The following is a 25,606-nucleotide window of genomic DNA, read 5'->3' on the forward strand; positions in this document are numbered from 1 at the left end:
CTTTTATAAGTTCAGGCTCCCACAACCACTGAAATAAATAAGAATGAAACGACACGCTTAAAGCGTGTTTTTTTATGTCTAAAATTTGGTGTGTATATTGTGGCTCATAACCCGAAGGTCGTCGGTCCGCTTTTTACAAACTCAGGCTCCCGCAACCATTGAAATAAATAAGAATGAAACGACACACTTAAAGCGTGTTTTTTTATGCCTGAAATTTGATGAGTGTGGTGATTTAGCTTATAGGTTAAAGATCGTCTTCACAGCATGAGGCATTCACTACTCATAAGCACAAGCTCCCGTCCCCTGAGATACACTTCACAAAAGTTATAAACGACTTAAAATAAATCGTTATTACTTAAAACTTTGTTTAGTTTGTGTTAAAACGGCACAAATATTTTTGGGTTGTTACAAATATGACTGAACTTTACCACTGGTTTGATTTAATAGGCATTGCGGTGTTTGCTGTATCGGGCACTTTGCTAGCGTACGAGAAAAAAATGGATGGCTTTGGGGTCGTAGTTTTAGCGACAGTAACTGCTATTGGTGGTGGTACAGTGCGAGATCTAATTTTAGATGTTCCTGTGTTTTGGTTACACGATCAAAGTTACTTTTTTGCCATACTAGCTTCAGTATTTGTTACAACACGCCTTATAAATAAACAAAAGCCGATACCTCATTATATTTTACAAACAGCGGATGCGTTTGGTTTAGCTTTTTTTGCAGTAATGGGGGCACAAAAAGCGCAGCTTGTTGGTATGCCCGATATGACTGCGGTAATTATGGCTGTAATTACAGGCTGCTTTGGTGGATTAATTCGAGATGTGCTTGCACGCGAGATCCCTATGCTATTAAAAGGTGAGCTTTACGCTATTACCTGTATAGCGGGTGGCACTGTTTATACGCTGGGCATTAGTTTTTCGTTAGCAACCGAAATGGCGATGGTATTAGGTATGTTAATGACCTTATTACTTCGTTTGGCTGCTATAAAATGGCAAATCACATTACACGTTTTTAAATATCCTGACTAAACTGGTGTAATCACACCATTTACTAGGATAAGGAATGTCGTTAGCTCGTATATTTTCTCGTGCTCAAGTGGGTATAAATGCCCCTGAAGTTATTGTAGAAGTTCACCTAGGCAATGGGTTACCCGCTTTTCATATTGTAGGCCTGCCTGAAGCGTCCGTTAAAGAATCAAAAGACAGAGTGCGTAGCGCACTCGAAAACTCTCAATTTGGTTTTCCCGACCAACGAATAACCGTAAATTTAGCCCCAGCTGACTTGCCAAAAGATGGTGGCCGGTTTGATCTTGCTATTGCGGTGGGTATTTTAGTCGCCTCTGGGCAAATAGTGTGCCCTGATATTCATAAGTACGAGTTTTATGGTGAGCTTGCTCTTAATGGTGAGGTGCGTGGTGTAAACGCTATTTTACCTTCGGTACTTGCTGCAAAAGAGCAAGATCGTTGCTGCTTTTTACCTCTTGCAAACGACAGCCTAGCAAGCCTAGTTAATGGCGTTAAACGCAAAGCCGTAAGCTCTATTCAAGAAGTGTGGGGGGACTTACTTAATCAACAACCCTTACCATTGAATATAGAGTACCCCGACTGCACACAAGCCCCTGACTTTTTACTCGATTTAAGCGATGTGAAAGGTCAGCCCGGTGCAAAGCGAGTACTCGAAATTGCTGCAGCTGGCGGGCATAATTTATTATTTTTAGGGCCTCCTGGCACTGGTAAATCAATGCTTGCCCAGCGAATGGCTACAATTATGCCTACTATGTCGGACGATGAAGCTATTTCAACAGCTGCGCTTTACTCTATTATTGGGCAATCCATAGATTTAACTAATTGGCGACAGCGGCCATTTCGTAATCCACATCATACTTGTTCAGCTGTTGCTTTGGTGGGGGGCTCTTCGAATCCCAAACCTGGTGAAATTTCTCTGGCACATAATGGTGTGCTCTTCTTAGATGAGTTACCGGAATTCGAGCGTAAGGTACTTGATTCACTGCGTGAGCCAATGGAAACCGGTACAGTTACTATTTCACGTGCAGCTAGGCAAATGGAGTTTCCGGCGCAGTTTCAGCTTATTACAGCATTAAATCCAAGCCCAACAGGAAGTCATACAGATAAGCGGGCAACTCCCGATCAAGTTATGCGTTATTTATCGCGCGTGTCGGGGCCTTTTATTGACCGTATTGATTTGCAAATAGAACTACCTCGTTTAACGAGTGTTGAACTACAAAGTACTCAGCCGGAGGAAAGTAGTGCTGAGGTTAGAGCAAGAGTTGAAACGGCTTATTACCTACAACTAAAACGTCAAGGTAAGGTTAATGCGAGGCTTAATAATAAAGAAATGAGTGTGCACTGTGTACTGGCGCCAGCAGAGTTGCAGTTTTTAGCCAGAGCAAGCGAGAAGTTGTCTTTATCGCCACGCTCTTATCATAGAGTGATTAAAGTGGCGCGGACTATTAGTGATTTAAAAGGCGCTGAAAACATTAGTTTAAATGAGCTTAAAGAGGCACTTAATTACCGCGCATTTGAGCGCCTTATTGCGCAATTAACTAAGTATTAAATAGAAAGCATATACCCTTTACCGCGTACGGTAACAATGCGTTTTTGATCTTTTTCGTCATTTAATTTTTTACGTAAACGACCAATCAGCACATCAACAGTACGATCGTTTGGACTCCAATCGGGCTGGCCTATTTCTTCTGATATTTTTTCACGGGATGTGGCTTTACCCGCATTACTAATTAAGCAAATAAGCACTTTATGTTCGGCTTCAGTTAAGCGTGATTCAACGCCTGCAGCAGTAATTAGTGTGCGGTTATCGGGGTGAAGCTTAAAGTCAGCATACTCTATAAATTCTTCGCTTTCGTCGTCTTCTAGGTTAACGGCAACACGCTTATAGAGCGCGCGCATGCGAAGTTCTAACTCAAGTAAATCGACGGGCTTACAAATATAGTCATCAGCACCTTGTGCAAGGCCTGCAATACGATCGGCTTGGGAGTCACGACTCGATAATACAATAACGCCAATATCGGTAAGTGTGTTTAATTCTTTTGCCAGCTGAAGCCCATCACGCTTTGGCAAAACAATGTCAATTATGGCTAATGATATAGCACCGCGCAGGTTTACCCGCTGCCTTACAATGTTAAGTGCATCAGCGCCAGTTGGGTCTACCTCTATTGTAAATTCGGTATCTGCAAAGTGATTTTGGATGCGTTTAACGAGTAGTTCATCGTCTTCAACCAATAAAACATTAATAGCCATAGTACTTTATTTTGAATGCTTATAGCTCTGTATGGTAGCACCATTAGGTAAATGCTGAGAAGGGGGTTTATTAGTTTTAAGTAACTTAATATTTCAAAGGTGTATAAGACGTTATTAGAGGATGAGGTTAGCACCTTTAAACTAATTAAAAGGTGCTAAATAATTAATACTACTATTAATAAATCTGTATTAAGTCGTTATTTTAAAGGTTCAGGCTCAGTTATTTTTATACATTGAGTCCCACCATTGAGGTTCATCTTTTAGCTTTTTATCAAAGTATGCGAGCATGGTGTTCCACCAATCAAATCGTTTATCGCGTGCAAAAATTTGGTGGTCGGCGCCTTTGTATTCGATTAACTCTACGTCCTTATTAAGCAGTTTAAGCGCAGTGTACATTGTTAAGCTTTCGCCAACAGGTACATTGGTATCGCTATCACCATGAAGAAGCAGCATAGGTGTTGTTACTTTGTCGGCATGAAATACAGGGCTATGTTGGCTGTAAAGCTCAGGGTTATTCCATGGGAAGCTATTTTTTGATGCTTCGCCAGAATATAAGTAGCCCCACCAACCTTCACCCCAATACGAGGTAATATTAGAAATACCCGCATGAGCTATTGAAGCACTAAATATATCGGTTTTAGTTGCCAATAACATGGTCATGAAGCCACCGTATGATGCCCCTAAATTTCCTACCTTTTCACTATCAACATAGTTGTATTTCTTTAAAAAGGCTTGCGTGCCTTCGATAATATCGTCTGCAGTGTAGTCGCCCCAGGCATTAACATGCTGCGCTGAAAACTTTTGTCCAAACCCTGTTGCGCCAGTAGGCTGTACTACATAAACAACGTAGCCATTTTCTGCCCATAAGTTAAACGGATAACGACCTGTAAAACCACGCGTAACTGGTGAAGTGCCGCCGTAGTAATACACGAGCGCCGGGTGCTTTTTAGTTTTATCTAAATTGCTAGGAATATAAACGCGGCCAGTTATTTCAACCCCATGTTTATTTTTAAAATTAAACTCCTCTAATGTAGGGAGTCGTGTATTTGCATAGCTACTTGGTTTTGAATCCCATATTAAATCTGTTTTATTTTTACTTACGTTAAGGCGTTTTAGCTGTTGTGGCGCTAAAGCGTTAGTGCCACTTAATAAAATTTCGGTATTACGGTCGTGTGAGTAACTAAATTGTTCAACAATATCCAATCCTGTATTTAACTTTTTAAAGCGCTGTTTACTTAAATCAAATAGGTAAAGCGGTTGAGTGTCTTGCTCTGTTACTTTAATGAGCGCATCGCCGTTTTCTAAAACTTGCAGTTGGCCAATAGCAGAATCGAATTGTTTACTAAGTGCTTTTACGTTTTTACCGCCTTCAGTAAGTAGGTAAAGTTGCCCGTCGTAGTTATTAGCAAGCATTGCTTTTGGTAGAGCTCTGCCTGCGCCATTTTTAAAGTCAGGGCCTGCAATTACATAAATATCTTTATTTGCGTATTTGGCTAAATTAAATGTTTTGAATTTACCAAGCGATGAAAGCTTGTTTGATTTTAAATCGAGTTCGGCTAACTCTGTTTCAGGGTGGGTTGATGCTTGCATTGCCATTACTGGGCGGCTCATTAATATTTTGCCACGGTTACTATTTGAATCTTCAAGGCTGTAAGAAAGAGGACCTTGGCTAAGTGCTTTTGTTAAACCACTTTTAGTATCAAGCATGTAAATTTGGCTGGTGGTACGTGCATACGACCAACGATCTTGTAGACCTTTATAGTGCTTGGTTAAGCTGTTAGTGCTCTCAGGTGATTTAGACCAGCTAAACAAAAGACTGGTGTCGTTATAAAAGGTAAAGCCATTGGCTCCTTCTAAATCGTTTGCTAATGTTTTTATTGAGAAGTTTTTACGGCTAAGTTGTTTAAGCTCACCATTTAACAAATACACTAAATATTGGTTATCTGGACTCCAAATAATGTTACTTGGTTGGCCTGCTTCGAAGCGATAAAGCGTTTGATTATCTGAATCTTTAAGTACAGTAACTGTATTTGCTTGGTTTTGTGTTTTATCGCTATAAGTGCGAGTAGTAGTAACGTACTGCTTAGCATTAGGTGCGAGTGATAATTGGCTGATCGTAGGGGCATCAAACAATTGTTTTGCAGATAAGCGTTTTGTTTGTGAGGCGCTAAGCGTAATTTTATCAACGTCGCTTTTAGGTGCAAAATCAAGCGTTACATCGTGCCAATTAGCTACTTGTTGGGCTACTATTAAAATAGAGTGAGTACTGTTATTTAAAGCTAACTTATAGCTATTTTTATCACCTGTTTGTAGTTCGCCATTAATAAATAACTGACCTTGCTCAATCCCTTTTAAGGTAAGCGTACCTTGTGTAAAGCGGGTTGTTTCAATATTAAATTTTAGTGCCTGTAACCCACCTAAAGTGAGCGCATTGATTTTATTAAACGGCTGCCAGTTTTGTTTTTTCCCAAATACAGAAAAACTATCTGAGTCTGCTTGTAGCTGCGGCAATAGGTTATTAATAATGGCATTGCCATGAGGTGTTTGAAAAGGCTTTAACTGCATGTCCTCGGCAAGTGGGCCGATAAACTGAATTTTTGATTTATCCAATGGTGCAGCTATTGCAGCAAAGCTTAAGCTGCTAAGCGTTAAAAGAGCTGCTGCGTACTTAAATAGCTTATTTTGATGACACCATGGTGCGCTAAATTTCATTATTATGCCTATTATTATTGGAAGTTTGGCCAAATATAGCATGTATTGATACCATGCTCACATATCCAATATAGAGGAGAGAAAGTGACTTTACTGATAGTTTATATGGTAGTGGCGATTGTTATTTCGTTTTTATGTTCTGTGATGGAGGCTGTGTTATTAAGTATTTCGCCCAGCTATGTTGCATCACTTAGGAAAGATCATCCTGAGCTTGCTAAACAGCTCGAAAAACTTAAAAACAATATAGATCAGCCTTTAGCTGCTATTTTAACTTTAAATACGGTTGCCCATACTGCGGGTGCTGCTGGGGTAGGCGCACAGGCAGCTGTCGTGTTTTCCGATGCGGCTGTAGGCATTGCATCAGCCATTATGACATTCCTCGTATTAATTCTTTCTGAAATTATTCCTAAAACCTTGGGGGCTAATTACTGGCGAGCTCTAACGCCAAGTGTTACTTACGCTTTGAGGTTTTTAGTTATATTGCTAAAGCCTTTTGTATGGTTTGCACAAAAGCTAACAAATTTAATGGGTCCAAAGCACGATGAGGCTTACTATATTCGTCAAGAGATAGAGGCAATGGCTGATATAGGTACGGAGTCGGGTGCATTACATCAGGATGAGTCCGAAATAATTCGTAATTTATTGCATTTTAGACATGCAAAATTATGCGACTTAATGACGCCTCGAACGGTTATTTTTAAAATCCACAAAGACTTAACAGTGAATCAGTATTTAAACGATCACGGCTCGTCGTCATTTTCTCGTATATTGGTATTTGATAAAGACAGCGACGATATTGTTGGGTTTGTGCATAAAAACGATATTATGCTGGCATTTCACCGCTTAGGTACCGATTACAAAATTAGCAAATTGATTAAGCCTATTTATACGGTGCCGAGTTCTCAAAATGTATCGTCGTTACTGCAAACTCTTTTAACAAAGCGCACGCATATATGCCTAGTTGTAGATGAGTACGGTGACGTGCAGGGTATTGTAACGCTAGAGGACATGATTGAAGCTTTAATGGGGCTAGAGATTGTAGATGAGCGTGACCAATCTACTAATATGCGCGCAGTAGCAAGGCAGCGTTGGCACAAACGTTTAGCAAGTAGTGCACATATAGTCAGCGAAGAAGATAAACACACTCGGGGTGATAATTAGTTAACCAGCCCCGATTAAATATTAATACCGCTTTAAGCGGGGCTACCATCAGTTTTCAGCCAATCTTTAGCCCAAGATATAAATTCGTTTTGTGGTTTAGGACGACTAAATAAAAAACCTTGTATGGCTAGTTTTCTTTTATAGTGCCTTAAATAAACGAGCTCTTCTGGGCGTTCAACGCCTTCTGCTACTAAGTCTAAATTATCTTTACTCGTAATATTAAATAACGAACTTACGACCACTTGAGAAAATAAATCTGTTTCTATATGGCTAATAAGTGAACGGTCTATTTTAATTTCAGTAAAAGGAAGATTTCGAAGCTGATTCATATTAGTAAAACCAACACCAAAGTCGTCTAGCGATATACCAAAGCCATGCATTCTTAATCTGTTTAGTGTTTCTAATTGCATGAGGCTTGAGAGTGCATGTTGTTCTGTTATTTCTATAATTATGTTACTAGGCGTGAGTTGGTTTAATTCTAAAATGAGCAGTAATTTATTAGGGCAGTTTAAGTCGTCGAGCTGAGTTGGCGATAAATTAAATGCCATTTTAAAATCATGACCTAGTTGCGCTTTCATATTTTTGAATTCGCTGGTGGCCTTTTCAAAAAGAGAAAATGTAATTTGATTAATTAAGTTGTGTTGTTCGGCAGTGTTTATAAAACGGTTAGGTAAAATAATATTGCCGTCTTTACTTGATAAAATACGTGCTAAGACTTCAACGCTTTCAATTTTATTGTTATCAGCGTTTATTTTTGGTTGGTAAAAAGGCGTTATTTCATCGTTTTTTAATGCATCAATAAGCTCATCTTGTGAAATGGCTGACTCTTTTAATAAAGTGTGGCTGTTTAATTGCGCCACTTTAATAAGTAACCTACTAACCTGAGACAGTTGCACTGGCTTTGAAATATTACCAATGAGGTGAGCGTTATGTTGTTTCGCGAGATTGGCAGCTAAGCTAATAACTTTATGGTCCATTTCAGAAACAATTATAATACCGCCTTGATAATGTAACTCTCCTAAGTGGCGGATTAGTTCCATGCCGTCCATTTCGGGCATATTGAGATCAGTAAAAATAGCATCAAAGTAGTTGATATCCTCTTTAACTTTTTCAAGAGCTTCTTTTGCATTCAGGCACGTAGTTATAGTGTTAGACATACCCAATTCGTTAAGTATAGCTTCCATAACGATCAAAATTGCTTTTGAATCGTCAACAACTAAAATATTAGGCACTATTTTGTCCACTGTTATCCCTTTCAATGTATCGCTTGGAGTTACTATAAAAGTAGTAGTGTTTTTTTATTTTGTCAGTATCAAATACTTTTATTTTGAAAATAGTTACCTAGCACCTTCACTCGTGTTTTTAAGCTGATTAGGTATACTAGCGCCATTATTTTAAACGGTCTTAATTATGATAAGAATAGATCTTACTTTAGCCGAGCAACCATTTTCGCTTATGGTGTCTGGGCAAAGAATTGTGCAGGTATTTCACGCGCAACAAGCCATTACCTTTGATAACCCTCGTGAAAACTATTTTCAATTTACTTACGACAACAAAGTAATAGGTATTGATACAGCGGCAGTGGAAGAGCAAAGCATTTCGCTCTTTGTGGATGAGCAATTTGTGACACAACTTGCGTTACCAGCACCTACAAATGGATCACCTAAAAAAGGCTTTTTAGGTCTGGCTGCATTAGGTTTTAAGCTTTTTAAAAGTGCTAAGGTAATTAAAGTAGTGCTTGCAGGGGCTTCTGTTGCAGGCTATGCGTGGTTATTTAGTATAGAATTTGCATTAATGCTAATTGGGTGTTTAGTTGTACACGAATACGGCCATGTGCGAGCAATGAAATACTTTGGCATAAAAACCAAAGGTATTTACTTAATCCCATTTGTAGGTGGGCTAGCTGTAAGTGACGACAAAATAACGACTCGTTGGCAAGATGTAGTTATATCGCTAATGGGGCCTGCATTTGGTTTAATTACCTCGGTACTGGGTGTCGTTTTATATTACGCCACCGAGATGGAAATATTTGCAGGTGTGGCAGTTCTTAGTGCGTTATTAAATTTATTTAACTTGTTACCTATTTTACCGCTTGATGGCGGGCATGTATTAAAAAGTATTAGCTTTTCAATGCGTTCATGGATTGGTTTAAGCGTATGCTTATTAGGCGTACTATTTGGCTTATGGCTGAGCTACACCTTTGGCTTAATGTTACTGGTATTCTTTTTGTTTGTAGGTGCGCTGGAAATTGTATTTGAGTGGCGAGGCCGTCACTACTCACACTTAATGCCGCTAGATAAATATGGCCAAGGCTTTTCAGCGGTAATGTATGCAGTTGTAGTCGCTGGGCATGTAGCTGTAATGATGCACTTTGCCGATTCGGAAAATCCAATATTGAGCCTGCCGATGACTATTTTATCGAGCTAGTATTTTTATTTTTTCTAACTAAATAAGTTAGTTTTTTGCATTAATATTTTATTTTTCGACTTTTATGTTGATTTATTGTTAATTGAATTCTAGTGTAATATAAATTAGAACAATCTTAGCGGATCAACTGGATGTTATTTAGAAAGGAAGCTGTCGCTCAGCAAAGTGAGCGTTTAACTGGTGTGATTACGCTAGCACAACCACTATCAATAAAACTTATCGTATTTGTTTTGGTATGTATTGCGATTGTAGTGATAAGCTTTTTATTTACAGCAGAGTATTCCCGCAAGGAAACAGTTCGGGGGTTTTTAATACCCAATAAAGGGATAATCCAAAGCTTTGCTAGTCAAGGTGGTATGATTGAGCTGCTATTTGTACAAGAGGGTGATGCCGTTACTAAAGGTCAGCCGTTGGCGACCATTATTGTGCAACAAAATAACAGCCAAGGCATAGCCTTGAGTACCCAGCTTGTTGAGCAGCTAAGTATGCAAATACAGTTGCTCAATGATGAGATAACACAAAACCTTACCCTAAAAAAGCAAGAGTCACTTAACTTGCAAGCGCAAAAACGTGCACTTACTAATGAGCAAGCTGCATTACAAAGTCAACTTGCTCTAGCTGATGAAAAATTAGGGCTACTTAACCGCCAACAAAGCAACCTTAATCAACTTAATAAAAATGGCTTTTTATCAAACATCGAGCGAGAGCAACAGCAGCAAGCCCTGTTAGATGCTAAGCAAGAAAAACAAAACCTAGCGCGCTTGCTGATGCAGCAAGAAAACCAATTAAGTCAACTTAGCTTTAATATTGCCAATGTGCCCCAGCAGTATACGTTGCGTATAAATAGTCTTAAACGCCAACAAGCGGATATTCAAAACCAGCTCACACAAATTAAAAGTAACTATCAATATACCATAACAGCCAGTAACAGCGGTGTTGTTACTGGCATTCAAGTGGTTGAAGGCGAAACACTTACCCAAGCCAAACCACTGTTGCATATTATTCCCGAAGGCTCAGAGCTAGTAGCAGAGTTGCTGCTACCAACACGTTCAGCAGGCTTTATACAGCTAGGTAACGATACGCGCCTGCGTTTTGATGCTTTCCCTTATCAACGCTTTGGTTTCATTAACAGTAAAATTATCCGCATCGACAAAGCACTCATTACCCCAAATGAAATACGTTTGCCTATAGCACTGCAAGAGCCAGTATATCGTTTGCGAGCGACACTCAGCCAACAACAAATGCAGGCCTATGGTAAGGCGTTTGAGCTGAAAAGTGGCATGTTGTTTGAGGCAGATATTATGTTGGAGCAGCGCACATTAATCGAGTGGTTACTCGAGCCACTGTACAGCCTAAAAGGGCGCGTAAGTTAAGTGTAGCGTTTTATAAAATAAAGAAAAATTTGAAAGTTTTGGTGGTTTGCTAAATGCAAACAACCGAAAAAGACGGCCAGCTTTAGTTAACTTTAGCGAGCAGCTAAAGCTAGCCTATTAATCGCTCACCTTTATTGAAGGGGAGTATATTAACAACCCGATGACTTAACTAAAAAGCATCGGATTTATGGAGTATAACATTATGCGTGAATTAAACGTAAAAGAAATTAATGAAGTAAATGGTGGAGTGAGGGGTTTTATTCTCTCTTATATAGCAGGTAAAGTTTTAGATGCTGCTATATCTGCAGATTGGAGTCAAGCAAGTCATAACTCAAGCAACCCAATGGCGGCTACTAACCGTCTTTAACTAAAGGCTGAATAATTAAAGGTTAAATATCTAATCTATAAATTTCGATATTTAACCTTTTATAAAGTGAAAGCATTAAATTGTATTGATGTTTGAGGTGTATGAATTTTGAATATATTTTTTTATTTAGTAGCTTCTTTTTTTATTTTTTTTATTCCGACACTCTTAGCTGAGGTGACTGTTAGGATTATTTCAAGCTACTACAATCGACTCAGTCTAGATTTGTTACCTTATCTCTCGATTTCTATATCTATTATTTTCTTTATTCCTATTTTGTTTACAGTGACTCCTGGGAGGGGGTGTAAAGAAAAAGTAAAGTTTTTAGAATTAAGAAAAGTGATTTTTTTCAATTTATTATGTCTTTTCTTTGTGGTGGTTTGTCTTTGGCTTTTTTTCGGGTATGTCGACGATTATTTTCTTTTAGAGGGTGAGTGGTTTATGTCCGAGGCGGCAACATTAACGAGTGGTGCAGCTTCGTTAGCTATCTTATTATTTGCAGCCTGTGTTGTGGCTCCTTTAATTGAAGAGCTTGTGTTTAGAGGGTGGTTATATAAAAAAATTGAATTTATTCAACCGCATATAAGAATTTCTGTTATAGCAATCATCTTTAGCTTACTGCATTGGCAATATGAACATTTTCATACTTTTATATCCATTTTCTTAGTAGGTATGTTGCTTGGCTATATTAGATTAATTTTTAATAACTTGTCTTATGCGGTACTAGCTCATGTTGCTTATAATTTATTTACATTTGTTGCGTTGTTGTAAGTTCAAAACTCTGATTATAAAAAGTTGTTGGGAACGCTCTACATGCTCTAAAGCATAGGTTAGATATTTATTTAATTTAAGTTGAGATCCATACCTTGTTAATTATTACTTAGTGACAAAGTTCTGATATTGCAATAGGCAGAATATGAATGAACCAAATTTAAATTTTACTCTTATTAAAAATATACCACTTATCCTTCAATCCGAAATAGCTGAATGCGGCCTAGCCTCTGTGGCAATGGTGGCAAGCTATCACGGTCATAGGCTGGATATGCCAGCCATGCGTAAGCGCTTTTCGGCTAATTTAAAGGGGATGAACTTACAGCAGTTGATTGAGCTAGGTGATAATTTAGGGCTAGCTAGCCGTGCGCTACAATGCCCGCTTGATGAAGTTCATAAACTGCAAACGCCGTGTATATTGCACTGGGATATGAATCACTTTGTGGTATTGACCAAAGTCTCTGGTAAAGGATCTTCAGCTAAGTTTGCTATAAACGACCCAGCTGTTGGTAAACGCAGTTTAAATAGTAAGGAGTTTAGTAAACACTTTACCGGTATTTGTTTAGAGCTGACTCCAACCAGTCAGTTTGAAGCCAAACAAGAACAAGCACAGATGAAGTTTACCCAACTTTGGAGCTCAATGAAGGGCTTAAAAGCAGGGCTAATAAAACTGATTGCGTTGTCACTGGTATTGCAATTATTTGCTTTGATGACCCCTTATTATATGCAGTGGGTGGTGGATGAAGTACTCATTAGTTTTGATGAATCGTTATTAACGGTACTTGCCATGGGTTTTGCTCTGATTGCGATAATTTCAGTGGTGACTAATGCGGTACGAAGTTGGCTAATTTTACGTCTTTCCAGCCTTTTGAATATGCAAATGGGTGTGAACTTACTCCGGCACTTATTGCGGCTACCGATGAATTATTTTGAGTCGCGCCATGTCGGCGATATTGTGTCGCGCTTTGGCTCATTAGCACAAATACGTGAGCGTATTACCACGGGGTTTGTAGAAACACTGGTCGATGGCGTGATGGCTATTACAGTATTGATTATGATGCTAATTTATTCGCTAAAGCTCACTGCAATAGTTGTAGGTGCAATTGTGCTGTATACCTTAGTGCGTTTAGCGCTGTATAGGCCGCTGCACCAAGCTACTGAAGAAGTGATTCAATCATCTGCCAAAGAGCAATCGAACTTTTTAGAAAATATTCGCGGTATGCAAGCCATAAAATTGTTTGGTAATGAATCGCAGCGTCAAGGTATTTGGCAAAACCGTTATGCAGAGGTCATTAATAGTGAAATCCGTTTAGGGCGTTTAAACATTAGCTTTGATTCATTTAATAAGCTGTTATTTGGCCTTGAAAATGTATTGGTGATTTACTTTGCTGCATTGCTAGTTATGAGCAATAGCTTGTCTGTTGGTATGGTACTGGCGTTTATTGCTTATAAAAACCAGTTAACCAGCCGCTTTGCCAACTTAATTGAGCAAATTATTCAATTCAAAATGATGCGCTTACACTTAGACCGTATTGCAGATATAGCACTCACGAAACAAGAAGCTAATCGTGACGGTGAAATGGCCTATACCGGTGATGACGAAGGTAAAGTTAAAGGCCAGCTTACGCTCGAGAATATTTGCTTTAGTTACAGTGAAGAGCAAGTGCCGATTTTAAATAATGTTAATTTAACGCTGAATACCGGTGACTCGATTGCGATTACAGGACCATCTGGCGCGGGTAAAACTACGCTAATGAAAATTATGCTGGGGTTATTACAGCCGACCTCGGGTAAAGTGCTGCTGGATGGTAAAGATATCACCCAGTTTGGTCTTAAAAACTACCGTAAACAAATAGCTGCAGTAATGCAGGATGACACATTGTTAGCTGGCTCAATCGCTGATAACATCAGCTTTTTTGACCCACAGCCGAATTATTTAAAAATAGAGACGTGTGCTCGTCATGCGGCTATTCATGATGATATTACCAAAATGACTATGGGTTATAACTCATTAGTAGGTGATATGGGATCAAACTTGTCGGGCGGGCAGGTGCAGCGGCTATTATTAGCGCGAGCGTTGTATCAATCGCCCTGCGTGTTGTTTATGGATGAAGCGACTAGTCATTTAGACAAAGGCAACGAAGCCAAAATAAGTGAACAAATTCAGCACTTACCCATCACACGGATTATGATTGCTCATCGCCAAGAAACCATTAACATGGCCAGCAAAGTCTATCAACTGAAAGAGGGTAGGTTGGTGGAGCTACAACAGCAGAGCGAGAGTGCATAAAACAATCAAGGCGTGTGTATTACACGCCTTTTTATTATGTTTACAGTTAATAAAAGCTCAATACCAGCGATATAAAAACCCCAGTTACAAACAACTGCACAACACAAAACCCCATAATATCTTTTGCTTTTAAGCCTGCGATAGCAAGGACTGGTAATGCCCAAAACGGTTGAATTAAATTAGTCCACGCATCACCCCATGCAACGGCCATTGCAACGCGAGGTATATCGGCGCCTAGCTCTTGCGCTGCGGGTATTACAATGGGTGCTTGTACAGCCCATTGGCCACCTCCAGAGGGAACAAACATATTAACGAGCCCTGCACTTATAAAACTAAAGAATGGCAAGCTATCAGCATCTGCAACGGCAATAAAGCCACGTGATATTTGTTGTGCTAATCCGCTATCAACCATTACCGCCATGATGCCGGCATAAAAAGGAAATTGAATAACAATGCCAGCCCCGCTTGGAATTGCTTGTTGCAGACTGTTAAGTAAATTATGGGGTGTTTGATGCAGCGTAATAGCTAAAAACAAAAATACGGCAATAACGCTATTAAGGTTTAAGTTTCCGCCAGCAATAAAAAAGTAATAACCTAAATATGCCAAACCTAATAAGCCAATTGCCATACCAAGTAGTTTACTTTGTTCCAAATGTTGGGCGGGTCTGGTTATTGTTGTGGGCTTAGGTGTTGTCTCTTGTAAAAGAGCTGGGTCGATATATACGCTTTCTTGCTCGCTTGGCAGCATATAGCAATTAACGAGCGGCATAATAATGAATAAACCAATTAATATGGCTATATTAAAGCCCGCAAATAAAGTGTGCTCTGTACTAATAATACCAATGCTGGCCTCTGAAAAGTGATCATCGGTTGCGATAGTTAAAGGAATCGAACCGGCTAATCCGCCATGCCATACAACAAAACCTGAGTAAGCGCTGGCTACTAATAATCGATAATCAACACGAGTATGTTTAGCAATTGCCTTGGCAAAAAGGGCACCAATAACTAAGCCAAATCCCCAATTTATCCAGCTCGCTAAAAGCGAAATAAGCGTTACCAATATAATTGCTTTAGGTGCTGTATTTGCGAGTGTTGCTAGTTTTTCTAATAACTTACTTATAGGTGGCGTACTTGCCAACATGTAGCCTGTAATTAACACTAGTAGCATTTGCATAGCAAAGCTTAATAAGTTCCAAAATCCACCTCCCCACGCTTGTAATACTTCAATGTTGGTTGCGGTTGTAAATAAGCTCGCACTAATAAGGGTGATTATTGTAAGTATAATTACAAATATAAAAGGGTCGGGAAGATAGCGCTCTACAATTTTAGTAAAAGGGCGGGCTATTTTATTAAGCATAAGCACAACTGTTTTGGTTATTATTTTAACGCTAATTAATCATGAAAAATCACCATTGGCAAACAGCATTTAGTTTTATATTTGCGGTTAAAAGCTTAAACATTGCTTAAAAGCATCGCTTACAGTAACGTACTGTTTATAGATAATTTACTAACGAAGACTTTGTATTATGCCGGTGATATTTAAAAGGCTAGCGTTACTTGTTCGCGCTCATATAGATCAGTTGAGTTGGCAAGCAGTGGCATTAGCTATTTTGACTCATATGCTATTAACATGGAGCTTACTATTTATAGCGAATGAGAAAGCGTTAACCTCGCTTACTACCTTTTTTTACTATTACACAGTAACAACATCAACGGTGGGATATGGTGACTTTAGTCCAACTACTGATCTTGGTCGTTGGGTGGTTGCATTAATACAAATTCCATTTGGTTTAGCTTTATTTGGTGTTTTGCTAGGAAAAGCAGGACAAACTGTTACTTACTTAATTAGGCGCGCTATGACTGGTGATAAAAACTTTGCTCACAGTAACCACCATATTATTATTTTTGGTTGGCACGACACTCGTACAAAAAAGATGATTGATTACATTTTGGCAGATACGAAACGTACTGACCGTCGTATTTTACTCGCGGTAACAGAGCAAATGGATCATCCTTTTTTAGCTAACGAAAGCGTTGATTTTGCACGTTTAACGAGTTTTACAAATTTAGCTGAACTAGAGCGGGTAGCTATTTGCAGTGCTGATAAGGTGATTATTGATGGTCAAGATGACGACCAGACATTTACGACAGCCCTGCGCATAAGTCGCTTAGTAAAAGATGATTGTCATATAAGTGCTCACTTTTTAGATGAAACTAAAGTTGAGATGATGTTAGAGCATTGCCAAAATGTAGAATGTAGTAGTGCAAAATCAGCTGAGATATTAGTACGCTCAATGCAAGATCCAGGTTCGAGCCGTGTGCAAGAGGAGCTGCTATCTACTTTGCACGGCGATACACAATTTAGCTTGAAAGTACCAAGTGGCTGCAAAGATATGGAGTTTGGTACTTTGTTTCATCATTTTAAGCTTGAGCATGATGCAATACTGTTAGGTGTTGCCCATAATTTAAGTGCGCAAAATATGGATTTAAACCCACCATTAGATTACAAAGTAAGTGAAGGCGATATTTTGCACTATATATCGGTAGATCGAGTATTAAGTAGTGAAGTAGACTGGTCGAGCCTAGAAAAATAATGAATGAAGTTGTATTTTTAATTGTTGTTTTAAGTGCTTACATATTACCTGTCGTTATTGTACTCAACAGTAAGCGTACACAGGGTCATGAAAAGAATGGCTGGCTAATGGGAATCATTATATTTTCTTGGTTAGGTTTAATGATGTACTTTACCATTGTGCCCAAGCATAGGCACAAAAAGAAAAAGGCTAAATAGAGTAGTTAGCCTTTATAGCCGTTTTCGTTGGAATAATTACTCTTCCAACTGTTTGAGTTTATGCTCAATTAGAGGGTCGTCAGGTAGAAGTTGCTGGGCGACTTCTAATAGCTGAATAGCATCATTAGGGTGCTCATCTTGGTGCTTAAGTGCCACATCTATTAATGGCTGAATATCAATTTTTGCTTGATGCTCTTGTACATACACTTTTTTTTCATCAGCTAAAATTTTATGCGCTGTACTCAATAATGCTAAACGATGGGGGGAGCCTGCATTAGCCGTATTGAGACTTTGATAATAATCTTCTTTTAAGCGTAAGGTTTTGGTTTGCAGGCGAAACTGTGCAATATCGATTTGCTGATGTTGAATGAAATCAACGGCTACTTGCTTATAAAACCCAAACTTATTCAAATATGTAGCGTGTGTGCCATGTCCCATACCAAATACTCGCAAGTGAGTTAACTGCTTATAGCGCTTGGCGTGCATTCGGTCTATACGATTAGTAGGATCGTAAATAATATAGCCTTGGGCATCTCCTAAATCTAGATCGTGATAATCTTGCTGCCAATCAAACTGCTGAGCTATATCGGTACTAGAGCGGTCATCCCACGGTACTAATTCTTTATTTTTAGTACTTACCGGATGGAAGAACAATACTTGGTTTAGTTTTAATAGTTTAGCAAAAGCGCCAACAGCAAATCCGCCACGACTTAAACCATAGCCAAGTCGACAGTCAAATGGAGTGATTAATGTTGATAATTGCTCGAGAAAAAAGATTAAATTACGATTACGAAACCAATTACTTTTACCTAAATGCTGAAAAGCGATTACGTTTACGTTTTGTTTTTGAGCCAAGTGATAACCCCATGGTGCAAAATCAGGGTGAAGATCTTGCTCTTGCACGTTAGTGCCAGCAGGGGAAAAGGTAAAAAGCAGGGGTTTATTAACGTCAACAAAATCATACTTAACAAATACATCGCCGAGTAAATCACTACCCGTCATGGGTAATCGAGTTTGTTGCTCATTGCGCGGGAGAGTTAACCATTCATCTAACCAATACAGTAATTTCATTAATCCTCCAGCTATAAGTCAATATAGATCATATCAAACTCAATGAAATTAGGTCAAACCGATAGGGTATTACTGCGCCATTTTGATTATTTCATCCCAGTCATTTTTAGTAACAGGCATTATTGATAGTCGTCCGCCTTTTTTAAGTGCGATTTCAGTAATATTATTATTGGCTTTAATATCTTTAAGGCTAATTAATTTTTTTAAATGGCTTTGGTAAGTAACCTCAACAACAACCCAGCGTGGTTTGTCGCTGGTGGCTTTTGCATCGTAATAGTCGCTACTTAAATCAAACTGAGTAGGATCTGGGTAGGCATCGTGTGCCACTTCGGCAATACCCGCTACACCTACGTGTTTACAGCTTGAATGGTAAATCATCACTGAATCACCGAGCTTAACGCCATCACGCATGAAGTTTCGCGCTTGGTAATTACGCACGCCTTCCCAAAGAGTCGTTTGTTTTGGTGCGTTTTTTAAATCATCTAATGAAAACGCATCGGGTTCAGTTTTAAATAGCCAGTAAGCCATAACAGTATTCCTAACAAATATTTACTTCCCACTATTGTATAGTATCATTTGGATACTAGGGTAATGAGGAAGAAGTAATGAGCCAAGTATTAGATGATTTATTGTCGTTGTTAACACTTGAAGAAATTGAGCAAGGTTTATATCGAGGACAAAGCCAAGATTTAGGCTTTGGTGCTGTGTTTGGCGGTCAAGTTATGGGGCAGGCGCTTTCTGCCGCTAAAGAAACTCTACCTGAGGGGCGTATAGTTCATTCATTACATTCTTACTTTTTACGCCCAGGCGATCCAGCTAAACCGATTGTTTATGATGTCGAAACTATTCGCGATGGAAAGAGCTTTAGTACTCGCCGAGTAAAAGCGATTCAGTACGGTAAGCCAATTTTTTATATGACAGCGTCGTTTCAGGGTGAAGAAAATGGTTTGTCGCATCAAGCAACAATGCCTGATGTACCCGCACCTGAAGAGTTACGCTCATCACTTGAGTTTTATCAAGATAACGCTTCGCATATCCCTGAAGTCATCCGTAATAAGTTTACGCGTGAAATGCCAATTGAAATGCGACCAGTTACTTTTCATAACCCGTTTAAACCAGAAGTTATGGAGCCGGTAAAGCATATTTGGTTTAAAGCTAATGGTGAAATGCCAGACGATCAGCGCATCCACAATTACTTATTAGCGTATGCCTCTGACTTTGAGTTTTTACCAACTGCATTACAGCCACATGGTGTGTCGTTTATGCAGCCAAATATGCAAGTAGCAACGATTGACCATGCCATGTGGTTTCATCGCCCATTTAAAATGGATGATTGGATTTTGTATTCAATCGATAGCCCAAGTGCGAGCAATGGATGTGGTTTGGTACGCGGGCAGTTTTTTGATCGCCAAGGCAACTTGGTTGCCTCAACAATGCAAGAAGGGGTTATGCGCCAGCGCTAACTCCCTTCTATAGATATAGTACTAGTTACACTGATCTTGTACTATATCGCTGATTGACTGCCAGACGCGTGCTGGCAGTAATGTTTTAAGGTGTGCGTAGGTTTCGCAAAGTTGTGTACTGCCTACTAAGCCTTTATCACCCTCTGTTATTAACGACTCGCCACGTAAGTTCTCGATAAAACTAACAAGTACTTTTTTATCAAAAAATTCAGGTGTTTTAATACCATGCAGTGTGCCTAAACGCTGTGCAAGCACTTGGCTCTCTCGTTCTAATTCTGCTTTTTCAATGCCATCACTTGTTTGAATAAAACCAATCACAATAGCGTAACGTTGTAGAGTAAAACTAAGTGCTCGTCCAAGCATTTCTAGCTTAGCTAAGCAGTCATTACTGTTCGTTATATGAATGTTATCGCCATCAAACTCAATTAAATTTTGATCAGCAAAGTTAGCTAAAATACGCGTTATATAGTTTTCATCAAGAGGCTGTAAATACCATTCTTTAGCAAATAATGGATAAAACGTTTTTACAAGTTGCTGGCATTGCTCAATAGTTGTGCTGTGTTGTTTAAATAGATGTAGTGCAATTAAGCTTGGTACTGCAAATAAGTGCAAAATATTGTTTCGGTAGTAATTAAACAGTACTTTTTCTTTATCGCTAATAGTAATAATTTCGCCAAATTCATCACTGATAACTTCAAACTTATTCAGCTTTAATGCATGCGTTAGTAATTGCTCAGGTGTTTCGTCTGGCGCGGTTACTTTATCGCTATAGCTTGCATCGCGCTGTAAGCGCAGATAAAAATCAAGTTGTGCTAATAGCTTTGGTTTACTCAATGCTTGTTTATCGTTAACCAGCAATATCATCGCTAGTAAGTTAACCGCATTAAGCGCCGCCGCATTATTAATTTTAACCATTACTTGGTCGGCAAGTTTAGTTACTTGTGGCGCTAACCATTGTGGCTTTTGTACATCGGTAGGGTGTATTGAATCACGCCAATCAGGTTGGTTATCGTTTAAGTATTGGTTAATCGAGATTGGATCACCAAAGTTTAAATTACCACGACCGTAGTTTTTAAGGTTTTTGATTGCCTTAAAAATACCAAATATAGATTCGCCTTTTTTATCTTTTCCATCTAGCTCTTTAAGGTAGGTGTTAATTTCCATTACGTGCTCGTAGCCAATGTACACAGGAACGATAGATATTGGTCTGTCTATTCCGCGTAGCATTGCTTGTAATGTCATAGATAGCATACCTGTTTTAGGTGGAAGTAAGCGCCCAGTTCGGCTTCGACCGCCTTCCGTGTAAAACTTAACAGAGTAACCTTTAATAAACAGTTGGCTTAAATACTCTTTGAATATGGCAGAATAAAGTTTATTGCCTGCAAACGAGCGACGAATAAAAAATGCCCCAGAGCGTCTAAATATGCCACCGGCAGGGAAAAAGTTAAGATTTATACCTGCAGCTATATGTGGTGGAACTAAGCCTAAATGATAAATAGAGTAAGTAAGCAGTAAGTAATCCATATGACTGCGATGACAAGGCATATAGATTATTTCATGGCCTTTATCTGTTAGTTCATGAATTTGTTCTGCGTGTTTAATATCAATACCGTTATAGAGCTTATTCCACAACCAAGTTAAAAATCGCTCGGCCACACGTATCATTGCTTCAGAGTAATTAGCAGCTATCTCATCAAGTAGCTTAAGTGCATTTTGGCGGGCTTCTGTTTGGCTAATGTTTTTAGCTTTAGCTTCATCTTGAATTGCTTTTTTTATTGTAGGTGACGCTAATAATGAATTAAATAATTGTTCACGAGAGGGCATTTTAGGGCCTGTAGCAGCTAGCTTTTGGCGCTTAAAGTGAACACGAGCTACACGTAATAATTTATGTGGTAACTCGCTTACATCGGCTTTTTCATTGACTAAAAGCGATAAGTCGAGTGGTTGGCTAAAGCGAATAAAGTTGTCGCGTCCTGAAAACAACACCACAAAAAACTTTCTAAACCAGCTAGGAGTTAGAGAGTGCGTAATTAAAGTTCGTAGCCCCGGCTTTTCTTTACCCGGGTCGCGACCCCATAAAATAGTAACCGGAACCACTTGTACGTTTTGCTGCCCACTTTGTATTAGGTATTCAATAATTTGTTTACCTTGAGCTAAAGCATTGGTTGGCTTAGCTTCATCACCAAACAGTGGTGGTGGATTTTTAATACCAATAAAACGGTCTAAATCTTGGTTACCTAATACTTGCTCTTCGGTTGGGCTAGGTAGACCATTTTTTTTACACGCATGTGCGAGAGCCGCTAAATCAAATCGTGAATTTAAACGCACTATATAAAATGTAGGGTACTCAGGGTTTAGATCATACTGTTTAATCGGATTTTCTGGCAGCACTTTGCTTTTTACAAATAAGCGGCTAAATCCAGCAGACATAACATTTAAACAATAATTAAAAATACGCATCGACTCACCATATTGAGAGTATTAAGGGCAAAATTAGCGCAGTAGGATACCATAATATCTAAAAATCCCTTAGTTTGCGTAATTAAGGTGTTAACTTGTTTATTGACTAACAGTAGAGGTATTAGTTCAAGTATAGCTAGTAAGCATGTATGGGTGCTTATTTAATCAAATTTATAGGCATTGTATTGTTTCTAAATAGTTGTTGCATTTATCACCAATACCTCTATAATACGCAGGCTTTCAAAATTCCTCTGGGAACTAGAAAGGATAAATTAAGCTTGGATTTCAAGCTAATAAACAGGAGTTCCGATTTGGAACTCAACGTAGATATAATCAAACAGCCGACATCTTAAGTTTTAAGATTGTTTCGGTCGTTTTTTTATGCTCTTTTATATGCTCTTTATATTGAGGTTAAGAATGTCAAATCAACGCATTCGTATTCGCCTAAAAGCTTTTGACCACCGTTTGATTGACCAATCAACGGCAGAAATCGTGGAAACTGCGAAACGCACTGGCGCACAAGTACGTGGTCCAATCCCACTACCTACACGCTTTGAACGTTTTACTGTACTAACTTCACCGCACGTTAATAAAGATGCGCGTGATCAGTACGAGATCCGCACCCATAAACGTCTGATAGACATCGTAGAACCAACTGACAAGACTGTAGACGCGCTTATGCGTTTAGATCTTGCTGCTGGTGTTGATGTTCAAATCAGCCTGGGTTAATCGAAAGATTAGAGAGGTTTTAGGAAAATGGCATTAGGTCTAGTCGGTCGTAAAGTGGGTATGACACGAATCTTCACTGAAGATGGTGTATCTATCCCTGTGACAGTTATTGAAGCGACACCTAACCGCATTGCTCAGATCAAATCTGACGCAACAGACGGTTATAACGCGCTTCAAGTAACCGCAGGCACTAAAAAAGCAAGTCGTGTAAACAAAGCTAAAGCGGGTCATTTCGCTAAAGCTGGTGTTGAAGCGGGTCGCGGTCTGTGGGAATTCCGCCTTAACGGTGGTGAAGGCGATTTTGAAGTAGGCGCTGAGCTTACTGTTGAATTATTCAACGAAATCAACAAGGTTGACGTAACCGGTACTTCTAAAGGTAAAGGTTTCCAAGGTGGTGTTAAGCGCTGGAATTTCAGCATGCAAGACGCTACACATGGTAACTCTCTATCTCACCGTGCTCCTGGTTCAATCGGTCAAAACCAATCACCTGGTAAGGTGTTTAAAGGTAAGAAAATGGCCGGTCATATGGGTGCTGAGCGTGTAACGACTCAAAACTTAGAACTAGTTCGCGTTGACGCTGAGCGTAATTTGCTTTTAGTTAAGGGTGCAGTACCTGGAGCTATTGGCGGTGACGTTATCGTTAAACCAGCTGTTAAAGCATAAGTCCTGGAGATTTAGTGATGGAATTAGCAATTAAAGACGCTTCTGGCGGTCTTGAAGTTTCTGAAGCTACTTTTGGACGTGAGTTTAACGAAGCATTAGTACATCAAGTAGTTGTTGCATACGCAGCAGGTGCTCGTCAAGGTACTCGTGCTCAGAAGACACGTTCTGAAGTAAGCGGTGGTGGTAAAAAACCATGGGCTCAAAAAGGTACTGGCCGTGCACGTGCCGGTACAATCCGTAGCCCAATTTGGCGTTCAGGTGGCGTTAGCTTTGCAGCTAAACCACAAGACCACAGCCAAAAAGTAAACCGTAAAATGTACCGTGGTGCGATTAAAAGCATCTTATCTGAATTAGTTCGTCAAGAGCGTTTAATCGTTGTTGAAAGTTTTGCTCTAGCAGCACCAAAAACTAAAGAACTAGTTGCTAAGCTTAAAGAACTTGAGCTTAAAGATGTTCTTATCGTGACTGAAGAAGTAGATGAAAATCTTTTCTTATCGGCACGTAACCTTTATAAGGTTGACACACGTGATGTAGCTGGTATCGATCCTGTAAGCTTAATTGCTTTCGATAAGGTACTTATTACAGCCGCTGCTGTTAAGCAACTTGAGGAGGCGCTAGCATGATTCGCGAAGAACGTCTTTTAAAAGTGATCCTTGCTCCACATATCTCTGAAAAAAGCACAATTGCTGCTGAAGAAAACAATACTATTGTTTTTAAAGTAGTAAATGACGCAACTAAAGCTGAAATTAAAGTAGCAGTTGAGAAGCTTTTTGAAGTAGAAGTAACTGGTGTTCGCACACTTAACGTTAAGGGTAAAACAAAACGTACTGGCGCACGTTTCGGTCGTCGTAGCGACTGGAAGAAAGCTTACGTTACTCTTAAAGAAGGCAGCGAGCTAGACTTTGTCGGCGGCGCCGAGTAATAAGGGGATAGAATTATGGCACTTCAAAAGTGTAAGCCTACTTCTGCGGGCCGTCGTCACCTAGTTAAAGTGGTTAACTCTGATCTACATAAGGGTAAGCCATACGCACCACTTTTAGAGAAAAACTCTAAATCAGGTGGTCGTAATAACAATGGTCGTATTACGGTTCGTCATATCGGTGGTGGTCATAAACAACACTACCGTTTAATCGATTTTAAACGTACTAAAGATGGCATTCCAGCTACTGTTGAACGTTTAGAATACGATCCAAATCGTAGCGCAAACATCGCTCTTGTATTATATGCAGACGGTGAGCGTCGTTACATTATCGCACCTAAAGGCTTAAAAGCTGGCGATGCAATCCAGTCTGGTGTTGATGCACCAATCAAGCCTGGTAATGCATTACCAATGCGTAATATGCCTGTAGGTTCGACTGTTCACAACGTAGAATTAAAACCAGGTAAAGGTGCTCAAATCGCACGTTCTGCTGGTGCATACGTTCAAATCCTTGCTCGTGATGGTCAGTATGTAACATTACGTCTTCGTTCAGGCGAAGTTCGTAAAGTTGAATCTGATTGTCGTGCGACTCTAGGTGAAGTAGGCAATGCTGAGCATATGCTTCGTTCACTTGGTAAAGCAGGTGCAAATCGCTGGCGTGGTATTCGTCCGACAGTTCGTGGTGTTGCCATGAACCCGGTAGATCACCCACACGGTGGTGGTGAAGGTCGTACATCTGGTGGTCGTCATCCTGTGTCTCCATGGGGTAAACCGACTAAAGGTGCGAAGACGCGTAAGAACAAGCGTACGGATAAATTTATAGTACGTCGTCGTACTAAGTAATATTGAGGAATAGCCATGCCACGCTCTCTCAAGAAGGGTCCTTTTATAGACCTACACTTGCTGAAGAAGGTAGAGAAAGCTTTGGAAAGCGGTGAGAAAAAGCCAATTAAAACTTGGAGCCGTCGTTCAATGATCATACCTAACATGATCGGATTGACCATTGCTGTCCATAATGGTCGCCAGCACGTACCAGTTTTCGTTTCTGACGAAATGATCGGTCACAAACTAGGTGAATTTGCACCAACTCGCACTTACCGTGGCCATGCTGCGGATAAGAAAGCGAAGAAACGATAA

General features: G+C 39.6%; 24 protein-coding genes. 17 read left to right on the forward strand and 7 right to left on the reverse strand.

What is annotated here, in order from left to right:
• Nucleotides 1–413: 413 nt before the first annotated feature.
• Together I6F47_RS08255 and I6F47_RS08260 are read left to right on the forward strand one after the other, a co-directional pair.
• The gene (locus I6F47_RS08255) at nucleotides 414–1,028 is read left to right on the forward strand and encodes a trimeric intracellular cation channel family protein (RefSeq protein ID WP_002957915.1); all 615 of its coding nucleotides are present in this window, start codon (nucleotides 414–416) and stop codon (nucleotides 1,026–1,028) included.
• Between the two features lie 34 nt (nucleotides 1,029–1,062).
• The gene (locus I6F47_RS08260) at nucleotides 1,063–2,574 is read left to right on the forward strand and encodes a YifB family Mg chelatase-like AAA ATPase (RefSeq protein WP_007587019.1); all 1,512 of its coding nucleotides are present in this window, start codon (nucleotides 1,063–1,065) and stop codon (nucleotides 2,572–2,574) included.
• Here I6F47_RS08260 and I6F47_RS08265 read toward each other — a convergent pair.
• Nucleotides 2,571–3,275, reverse strand: a complete 705-nt coding sequence (locus I6F47_RS08265; RefSeq protein ID WP_002957913.1) for a response regulator transcription factor — start codon at nucleotides 3,273–3,275, stop codon at nucleotides 2,571–2,573. The genes I6F47_RS08260 and I6F47_RS08265 overlap by 4 nt on opposite strands.
• Nucleotides 3,276–3,491: 216 nt before the next feature.
• Nucleotides 3,492–5,987: an alpha/beta hydrolase family protein gene (locus I6F47_RS08270; RefSeq protein WP_197183677.1), complete on the reverse strand. Its 2,496-nt coding sequence runs from the start codon at nucleotides 5,985–5,987 to the stop codon at nucleotides 3,492–3,494.
• Between the two features lie 84 nt (nucleotides 5,988–6,071).
• On the opposite strand from I6F47_RS08270, the gene I6F47_RS08275 reads away from it, so the two are divergent.
• Complete coding sequence (locus I6F47_RS08275; protein WP_007587021.1) at nucleotides 6,072–7,148, forward strand: hemolysin family protein; 1,077 nt, start codon at nucleotides 6,072–6,074, stop codon at nucleotides 7,146–7,148.
• A 32-nt stretch (nucleotides 7,149–7,180) separates the two neighbouring features.
• On the opposite strand, the gene I6F47_RS08280 is transcribed toward I6F47_RS08275, so the two are convergent.
• On the reverse strand, nucleotides 7,181–8,392 hold the full coding sequence (locus I6F47_RS08280) for an EAL domain-containing response regulator (protein WP_197183678.1): 1,212 nt from the start codon (nucleotides 8,390–8,392) through the stop codon (nucleotides 7,181–7,183).
• Nucleotides 8,393–8,558: 166 nt separating this feature from the next.
• On the opposite strand from I6F47_RS08280, the gene I6F47_RS08285 reads away from it, so the two are divergent.
• The 5 genes from I6F47_RS08285 to I6F47_RS08305 all read left to right on the forward strand — a co-directional run bounded on the left by I6F47_RS08285 (nucleotide 8,559) and on the right by I6F47_RS08305 (nucleotide 14,373).
• Nucleotides 8,559–9,575, forward strand: a complete 1,017-nt coding sequence (locus I6F47_RS08285) for a metalloprotease (RefSeq protein WP_197111527.1) — start codon at nucleotides 8,559–8,561, stop codon at nucleotides 9,573–9,575.
• A 131-nt stretch (nucleotides 9,576–9,706) separates the two neighbouring features.
• Complete coding sequence (locus I6F47_RS08290; protein WP_197183679.1) at nucleotides 9,707–10,948, forward strand: HlyD family efflux transporter periplasmic adaptor subunit; 1,242 nt, start codon at nucleotides 9,707–9,709, stop codon at nucleotides 10,946–10,948.
• A 202-nt stretch (nucleotides 10,949–11,150) separates the two neighbouring features.
• Nucleotides 11,151–11,315: a hypothetical protein gene (locus I6F47_RS08295; RefSeq protein WP_165722372.1), complete on the forward strand. Its 165-nt coding sequence runs from the start codon at nucleotides 11,151–11,153 to the stop codon at nucleotides 11,313–11,315.
• 108 nt (nucleotides 11,316–11,423) lie between these two features.
• Nucleotides 11,424–12,083, forward strand: coding sequence for a CPBP family intramembrane glutamic endopeptidase (locus tag I6F47_RS08300; RefSeq protein WP_197183680.1), 660 nt, complete (start codon nucleotides 11,424–11,426; stop codon nucleotides 12,081–12,083).
• A gap of 145 nt (nucleotides 12,084–12,228) precedes the next feature.
• Entirely contained in the window at nucleotides 12,229–14,373 is a 2,145-nt protein-coding gene (locus I6F47_RS08305) for a peptidase domain-containing ABC transporter (RefSeq protein WP_197183681.1), read from the forward strand.
• Between the two features lie 46 nt (nucleotides 14,374–14,419).
• Here I6F47_RS08305 and I6F47_RS08310 read toward each other — a convergent pair whose 3' ends face one another.
• Entirely contained in the window at nucleotides 14,420–15,730 is a 1,311-nt protein-coding gene (locus tag I6F47_RS08310; protein ID WP_197183682.1) for a short-chain fatty acid transporter, read from the reverse strand.
• A gap of 169 nt (nucleotides 15,731–15,899) precedes the next feature.
• Between I6F47_RS08310 and I6F47_RS08315 the strand changes: the two genes are divergently transcribed.
• Both I6F47_RS08315 and I6F47_RS20585 read left to right on the forward strand, forming a co-directional pair.
• Entirely contained in the window at nucleotides 15,900–16,967 is a 1,068-nt protein-coding gene (locus tag I6F47_RS08315; protein ID WP_197183683.1) for a potassium channel family protein, read from the forward strand.
• Nucleotides 16,967–17,164 (forward strand): PLDc N-terminal domain-containing protein, encoded by a 198-nt coding sequence (locus I6F47_RS20585; protein ID WP_007587044.1) that lies wholly within the window; start codon nucleotides 16,967–16,969, stop codon nucleotides 17,162–17,164. Before I6F47_RS08315 ends, I6F47_RS20585 begins: the two co-directional genes overlap by 1 nt.
• A 36-nt stretch (nucleotides 17,165–17,200) precedes the next feature.
• On the opposite strand, the gene I6F47_RS08320 is transcribed toward I6F47_RS20585, so the two are convergent.
• Nucleotides 17,201–18,235, reverse strand: a complete 1,035-nt coding sequence (locus I6F47_RS08320) for a cytosolic protein (RefSeq protein ID WP_197183684.1) — start codon at nucleotides 18,233–18,235, stop codon at nucleotides 17,201–17,203.
• Between the two features lie 69 nt (nucleotides 18,236–18,304).
• A complete protein-coding gene (locus I6F47_RS08325) occupies nucleotides 18,305–18,763 on the reverse strand; it encodes an EVE domain-containing protein (RefSeq protein ID WP_197183685.1) in 459 nt (152 codons plus the stop codon).
• Between the two features lie 77 nt (nucleotides 18,764–18,840).
• Between I6F47_RS08325 and tesB the strand changes: the two genes are divergently transcribed.
• Nucleotides 18,841–19,698 (forward strand): acyl-CoA thioesterase II, encoded by an 858-nt coding sequence (gene tesB / locus I6F47_RS08330; protein ID WP_197183686.1) that lies wholly within the window; start codon nucleotides 18,841–18,843, stop codon nucleotides 19,696–19,698.
• 21 nt (nucleotides 19,699–19,719) lie between these two features.
• Here tesB and plsB read toward each other — a convergent pair whose 3' ends face one another.
• On the reverse strand, nucleotides 19,720–22,158 hold the full coding sequence (plsB, locus tag I6F47_RS08335; protein WP_101217114.1) for a glycerol-3-phosphate 1-O-acyltransferase PlsB: 2,439 nt from the start codon (nucleotides 22,156–22,158) through the stop codon (nucleotides 19,720–19,722).
• 417 nt (nucleotides 22,159–22,575) lie between these two features.
• Between plsB and rpsJ the strand changes: the two genes are divergently transcribed.
• Genes rpsJ through rpsS form a run of 6 tightly spaced genes read left to right on the forward strand, consistent with a single transcriptional unit; the run spans nucleotide 22,576 to nucleotide 25,606 of the window.
• A complete protein-coding gene (gene rpsJ, locus I6F47_RS08340; RefSeq protein ID WP_002957900.1) occupies nucleotides 22,576–22,887 on the forward strand; it encodes a 30S ribosomal protein S10 in 312 nt (103 codons plus the stop codon).
• 27 nt (nucleotides 22,888–22,914) lie between these two features.
• Nucleotides 22,915–23,550, forward strand: coding sequence for a 50S ribosomal protein L3 (gene rplC / locus I6F47_RS08345; RefSeq protein WP_002957898.1), 636 nt, complete (start codon nucleotides 22,915–22,917; stop codon nucleotides 23,548–23,550).
• A gap of 17 nt (nucleotides 23,551–23,567) precedes the next feature.
• Nucleotides 23,568–24,173 (forward strand): 50S ribosomal protein L4, encoded by a 606-nt coding sequence (rplD, locus tag I6F47_RS08350; RefSeq protein WP_002957897.1) that lies wholly within the window; start codon nucleotides 23,568–23,570, stop codon nucleotides 24,171–24,173.
• Nucleotides 24,170–24,472, forward strand: coding sequence for a 50S ribosomal protein L23 (gene rplW, locus I6F47_RS08355; RefSeq protein WP_002957896.1), 303 nt, complete (start codon nucleotides 24,170–24,172; stop codon nucleotides 24,470–24,472). The genes rplD and rplW overlap by 4 nt, the downstream gene beginning before the upstream one ends.
• A gap of 15 nt (nucleotides 24,473–24,487) precedes the next feature.
• A complete protein-coding gene (gene rplB / locus I6F47_RS08360) occupies nucleotides 24,488–25,312 on the forward strand; it encodes a 50S ribosomal protein L2 (protein ID WP_002957895.1) in 825 nt (274 codons plus the stop codon).
• 15 nt (nucleotides 25,313–25,327) lie between these two features.
• Complete coding sequence (gene rpsS, locus I6F47_RS08365; protein ID WP_004588689.1) at nucleotides 25,328–25,606, forward strand: 30S ribosomal protein S19; 279 nt, start codon at nucleotides 25,328–25,330, stop codon at nucleotides 25,604–25,606.

It is taken from the genome of Pseudoalteromonas sp. NZS37, assembly GCF_015864265.1.
In the GTDB taxonomy this organism is placed as follows: domain Bacteria; phylum Pseudomonadota; class Gammaproteobacteria; order Enterobacterales; family Alteromonadaceae; genus Pseudoalteromonas; species Pseudoalteromonas arctica.

Excerpts from the sequence above, each read along its gene's own strand:
- rplD (WP_002957897.1), top strand. The coding sequence starts at position 23,568 with ATGGAATTAGCAATTAAAGACGCTTCTGGCGGTCTTGAAGTTTCTGAA.
- tesB (WP_197183686.1), top strand. The coding sequence starts at position 18,841 with ATGAGCCAAGTATTAGATGATTTATTGTCGTTGTTAACACTTGAAGAA.
- I6F47_RS08325 (WP_197183685.1), bottom strand. The coding sequence starts at position 18,763 with ATGGCTTACTGGCTATTTAAAACTGAACCCGATGCGTTTTCATTAGAT.
- rplB (WP_002957895.1), top strand. The coding sequence starts at position 24,488 with ATGGCACTTCAAAAGTGTAAGCCTACTTCTGCGGGCCGTCGTCACCTA.
- rplW (WP_002957896.1), top strand. The coding sequence starts at position 24,170 with ATGATTCGCGAAGAACGTCTTTTAAAAGTGATCCTTGCTCCACATATC.
- rplC (WP_002957898.1), top strand. The coding sequence starts at position 22,915 with ATGGCATTAGGTCTAGTCGGTCGTAAAGTGGGTATGACACGAATCTTC.
- rpsJ (WP_002957900.1), top strand. The coding sequence starts at position 22,576 with ATGTCAAATCAACGCATTCGTATTCGCCTAAAAGCTTTTGACCACCGT.
- plsB (WP_101217114.1), bottom strand. The coding sequence starts at position 22,158 with ATGCGTATTTTTAATTATTGTTTAAATGTTATGTCTGCTGGATTTAGC.
- I6F47_RS08290 (WP_197183679.1), top strand. The coding sequence starts at position 9,707 with ATGTTATTTAGAAAGGAAGCTGTCGCTCAGCAAAGTGAGCGTTTAACT.
- I6F47_RS08255 (WP_002957915.1), top strand. The coding sequence starts at position 414 with ATGACTGAACTTTACCACTGGTTTGATTTAATAGGCATTGCGGTGTTT.
- I6F47_RS08310 (WP_197183682.1), bottom strand. The coding sequence starts at position 15,730 with ATGCTTAATAAAATAGCCCGCCCTTTTACTAAAATTGTAGAGCGCTAT.
- rpsS (WP_004588689.1), top strand. The coding sequence starts at position 25,328 with ATGCCACGCTCTCTCAAGAAGGGTCCTTTTATAGACCTACACTTGCTG.
- I6F47_RS08260 (WP_007587019.1), top strand. The coding sequence starts at position 1,063 with ATGTCGTTAGCTCGTATATTTTCTCGTGCTCAAGTGGGTATAAATGCC.
- I6F47_RS08265 (WP_002957913.1), bottom strand. The coding sequence starts at position 3,275 with ATGGCTATTAATGTTTTATTGGTTGAAGACGATGAACTACTCGTTAAA.
- I6F47_RS08295 (WP_165722372.1), top strand. The coding sequence starts at position 11,151 with ATGCGTGAATTAAACGTAAAAGAAATTAATGAAGTAAATGGTGGAGTG.
- I6F47_RS20585 (WP_007587044.1), top strand. The coding sequence starts at position 16,967 with ATGAATGAAGTTGTATTTTTAATTGTTGTTTTAAGTGCTTACATATTA.
- I6F47_RS08305 (WP_197183681.1), top strand. The coding sequence starts at position 12,229 with ATGAATGAACCAAATTTAAATTTTACTCTTATTAAAAATATACCACTT.
- I6F47_RS08285 (WP_197111527.1), top strand. The coding sequence starts at position 8,559 with ATGATAAGAATAGATCTTACTTTAGCCGAGCAACCATTTTCGCTTATG.
- I6F47_RS08320 (WP_197183684.1), bottom strand. The coding sequence starts at position 18,235 with ATGAAATTACTGTATTGGTTAGATGAATGGTTAACTCTCCCGCGCAAT.
- I6F47_RS08270 (WP_197183677.1), bottom strand. The coding sequence starts at position 5,987 with ATGAAATTTAGCGCACCATGGTGTCATCAAAATAAGCTATTTAAGTAC.
- I6F47_RS08315 (WP_197183683.1), top strand. The coding sequence starts at position 15,900 with ATGCCGGTGATATTTAAAAGGCTAGCGTTACTTGTTCGCGCTCATATA.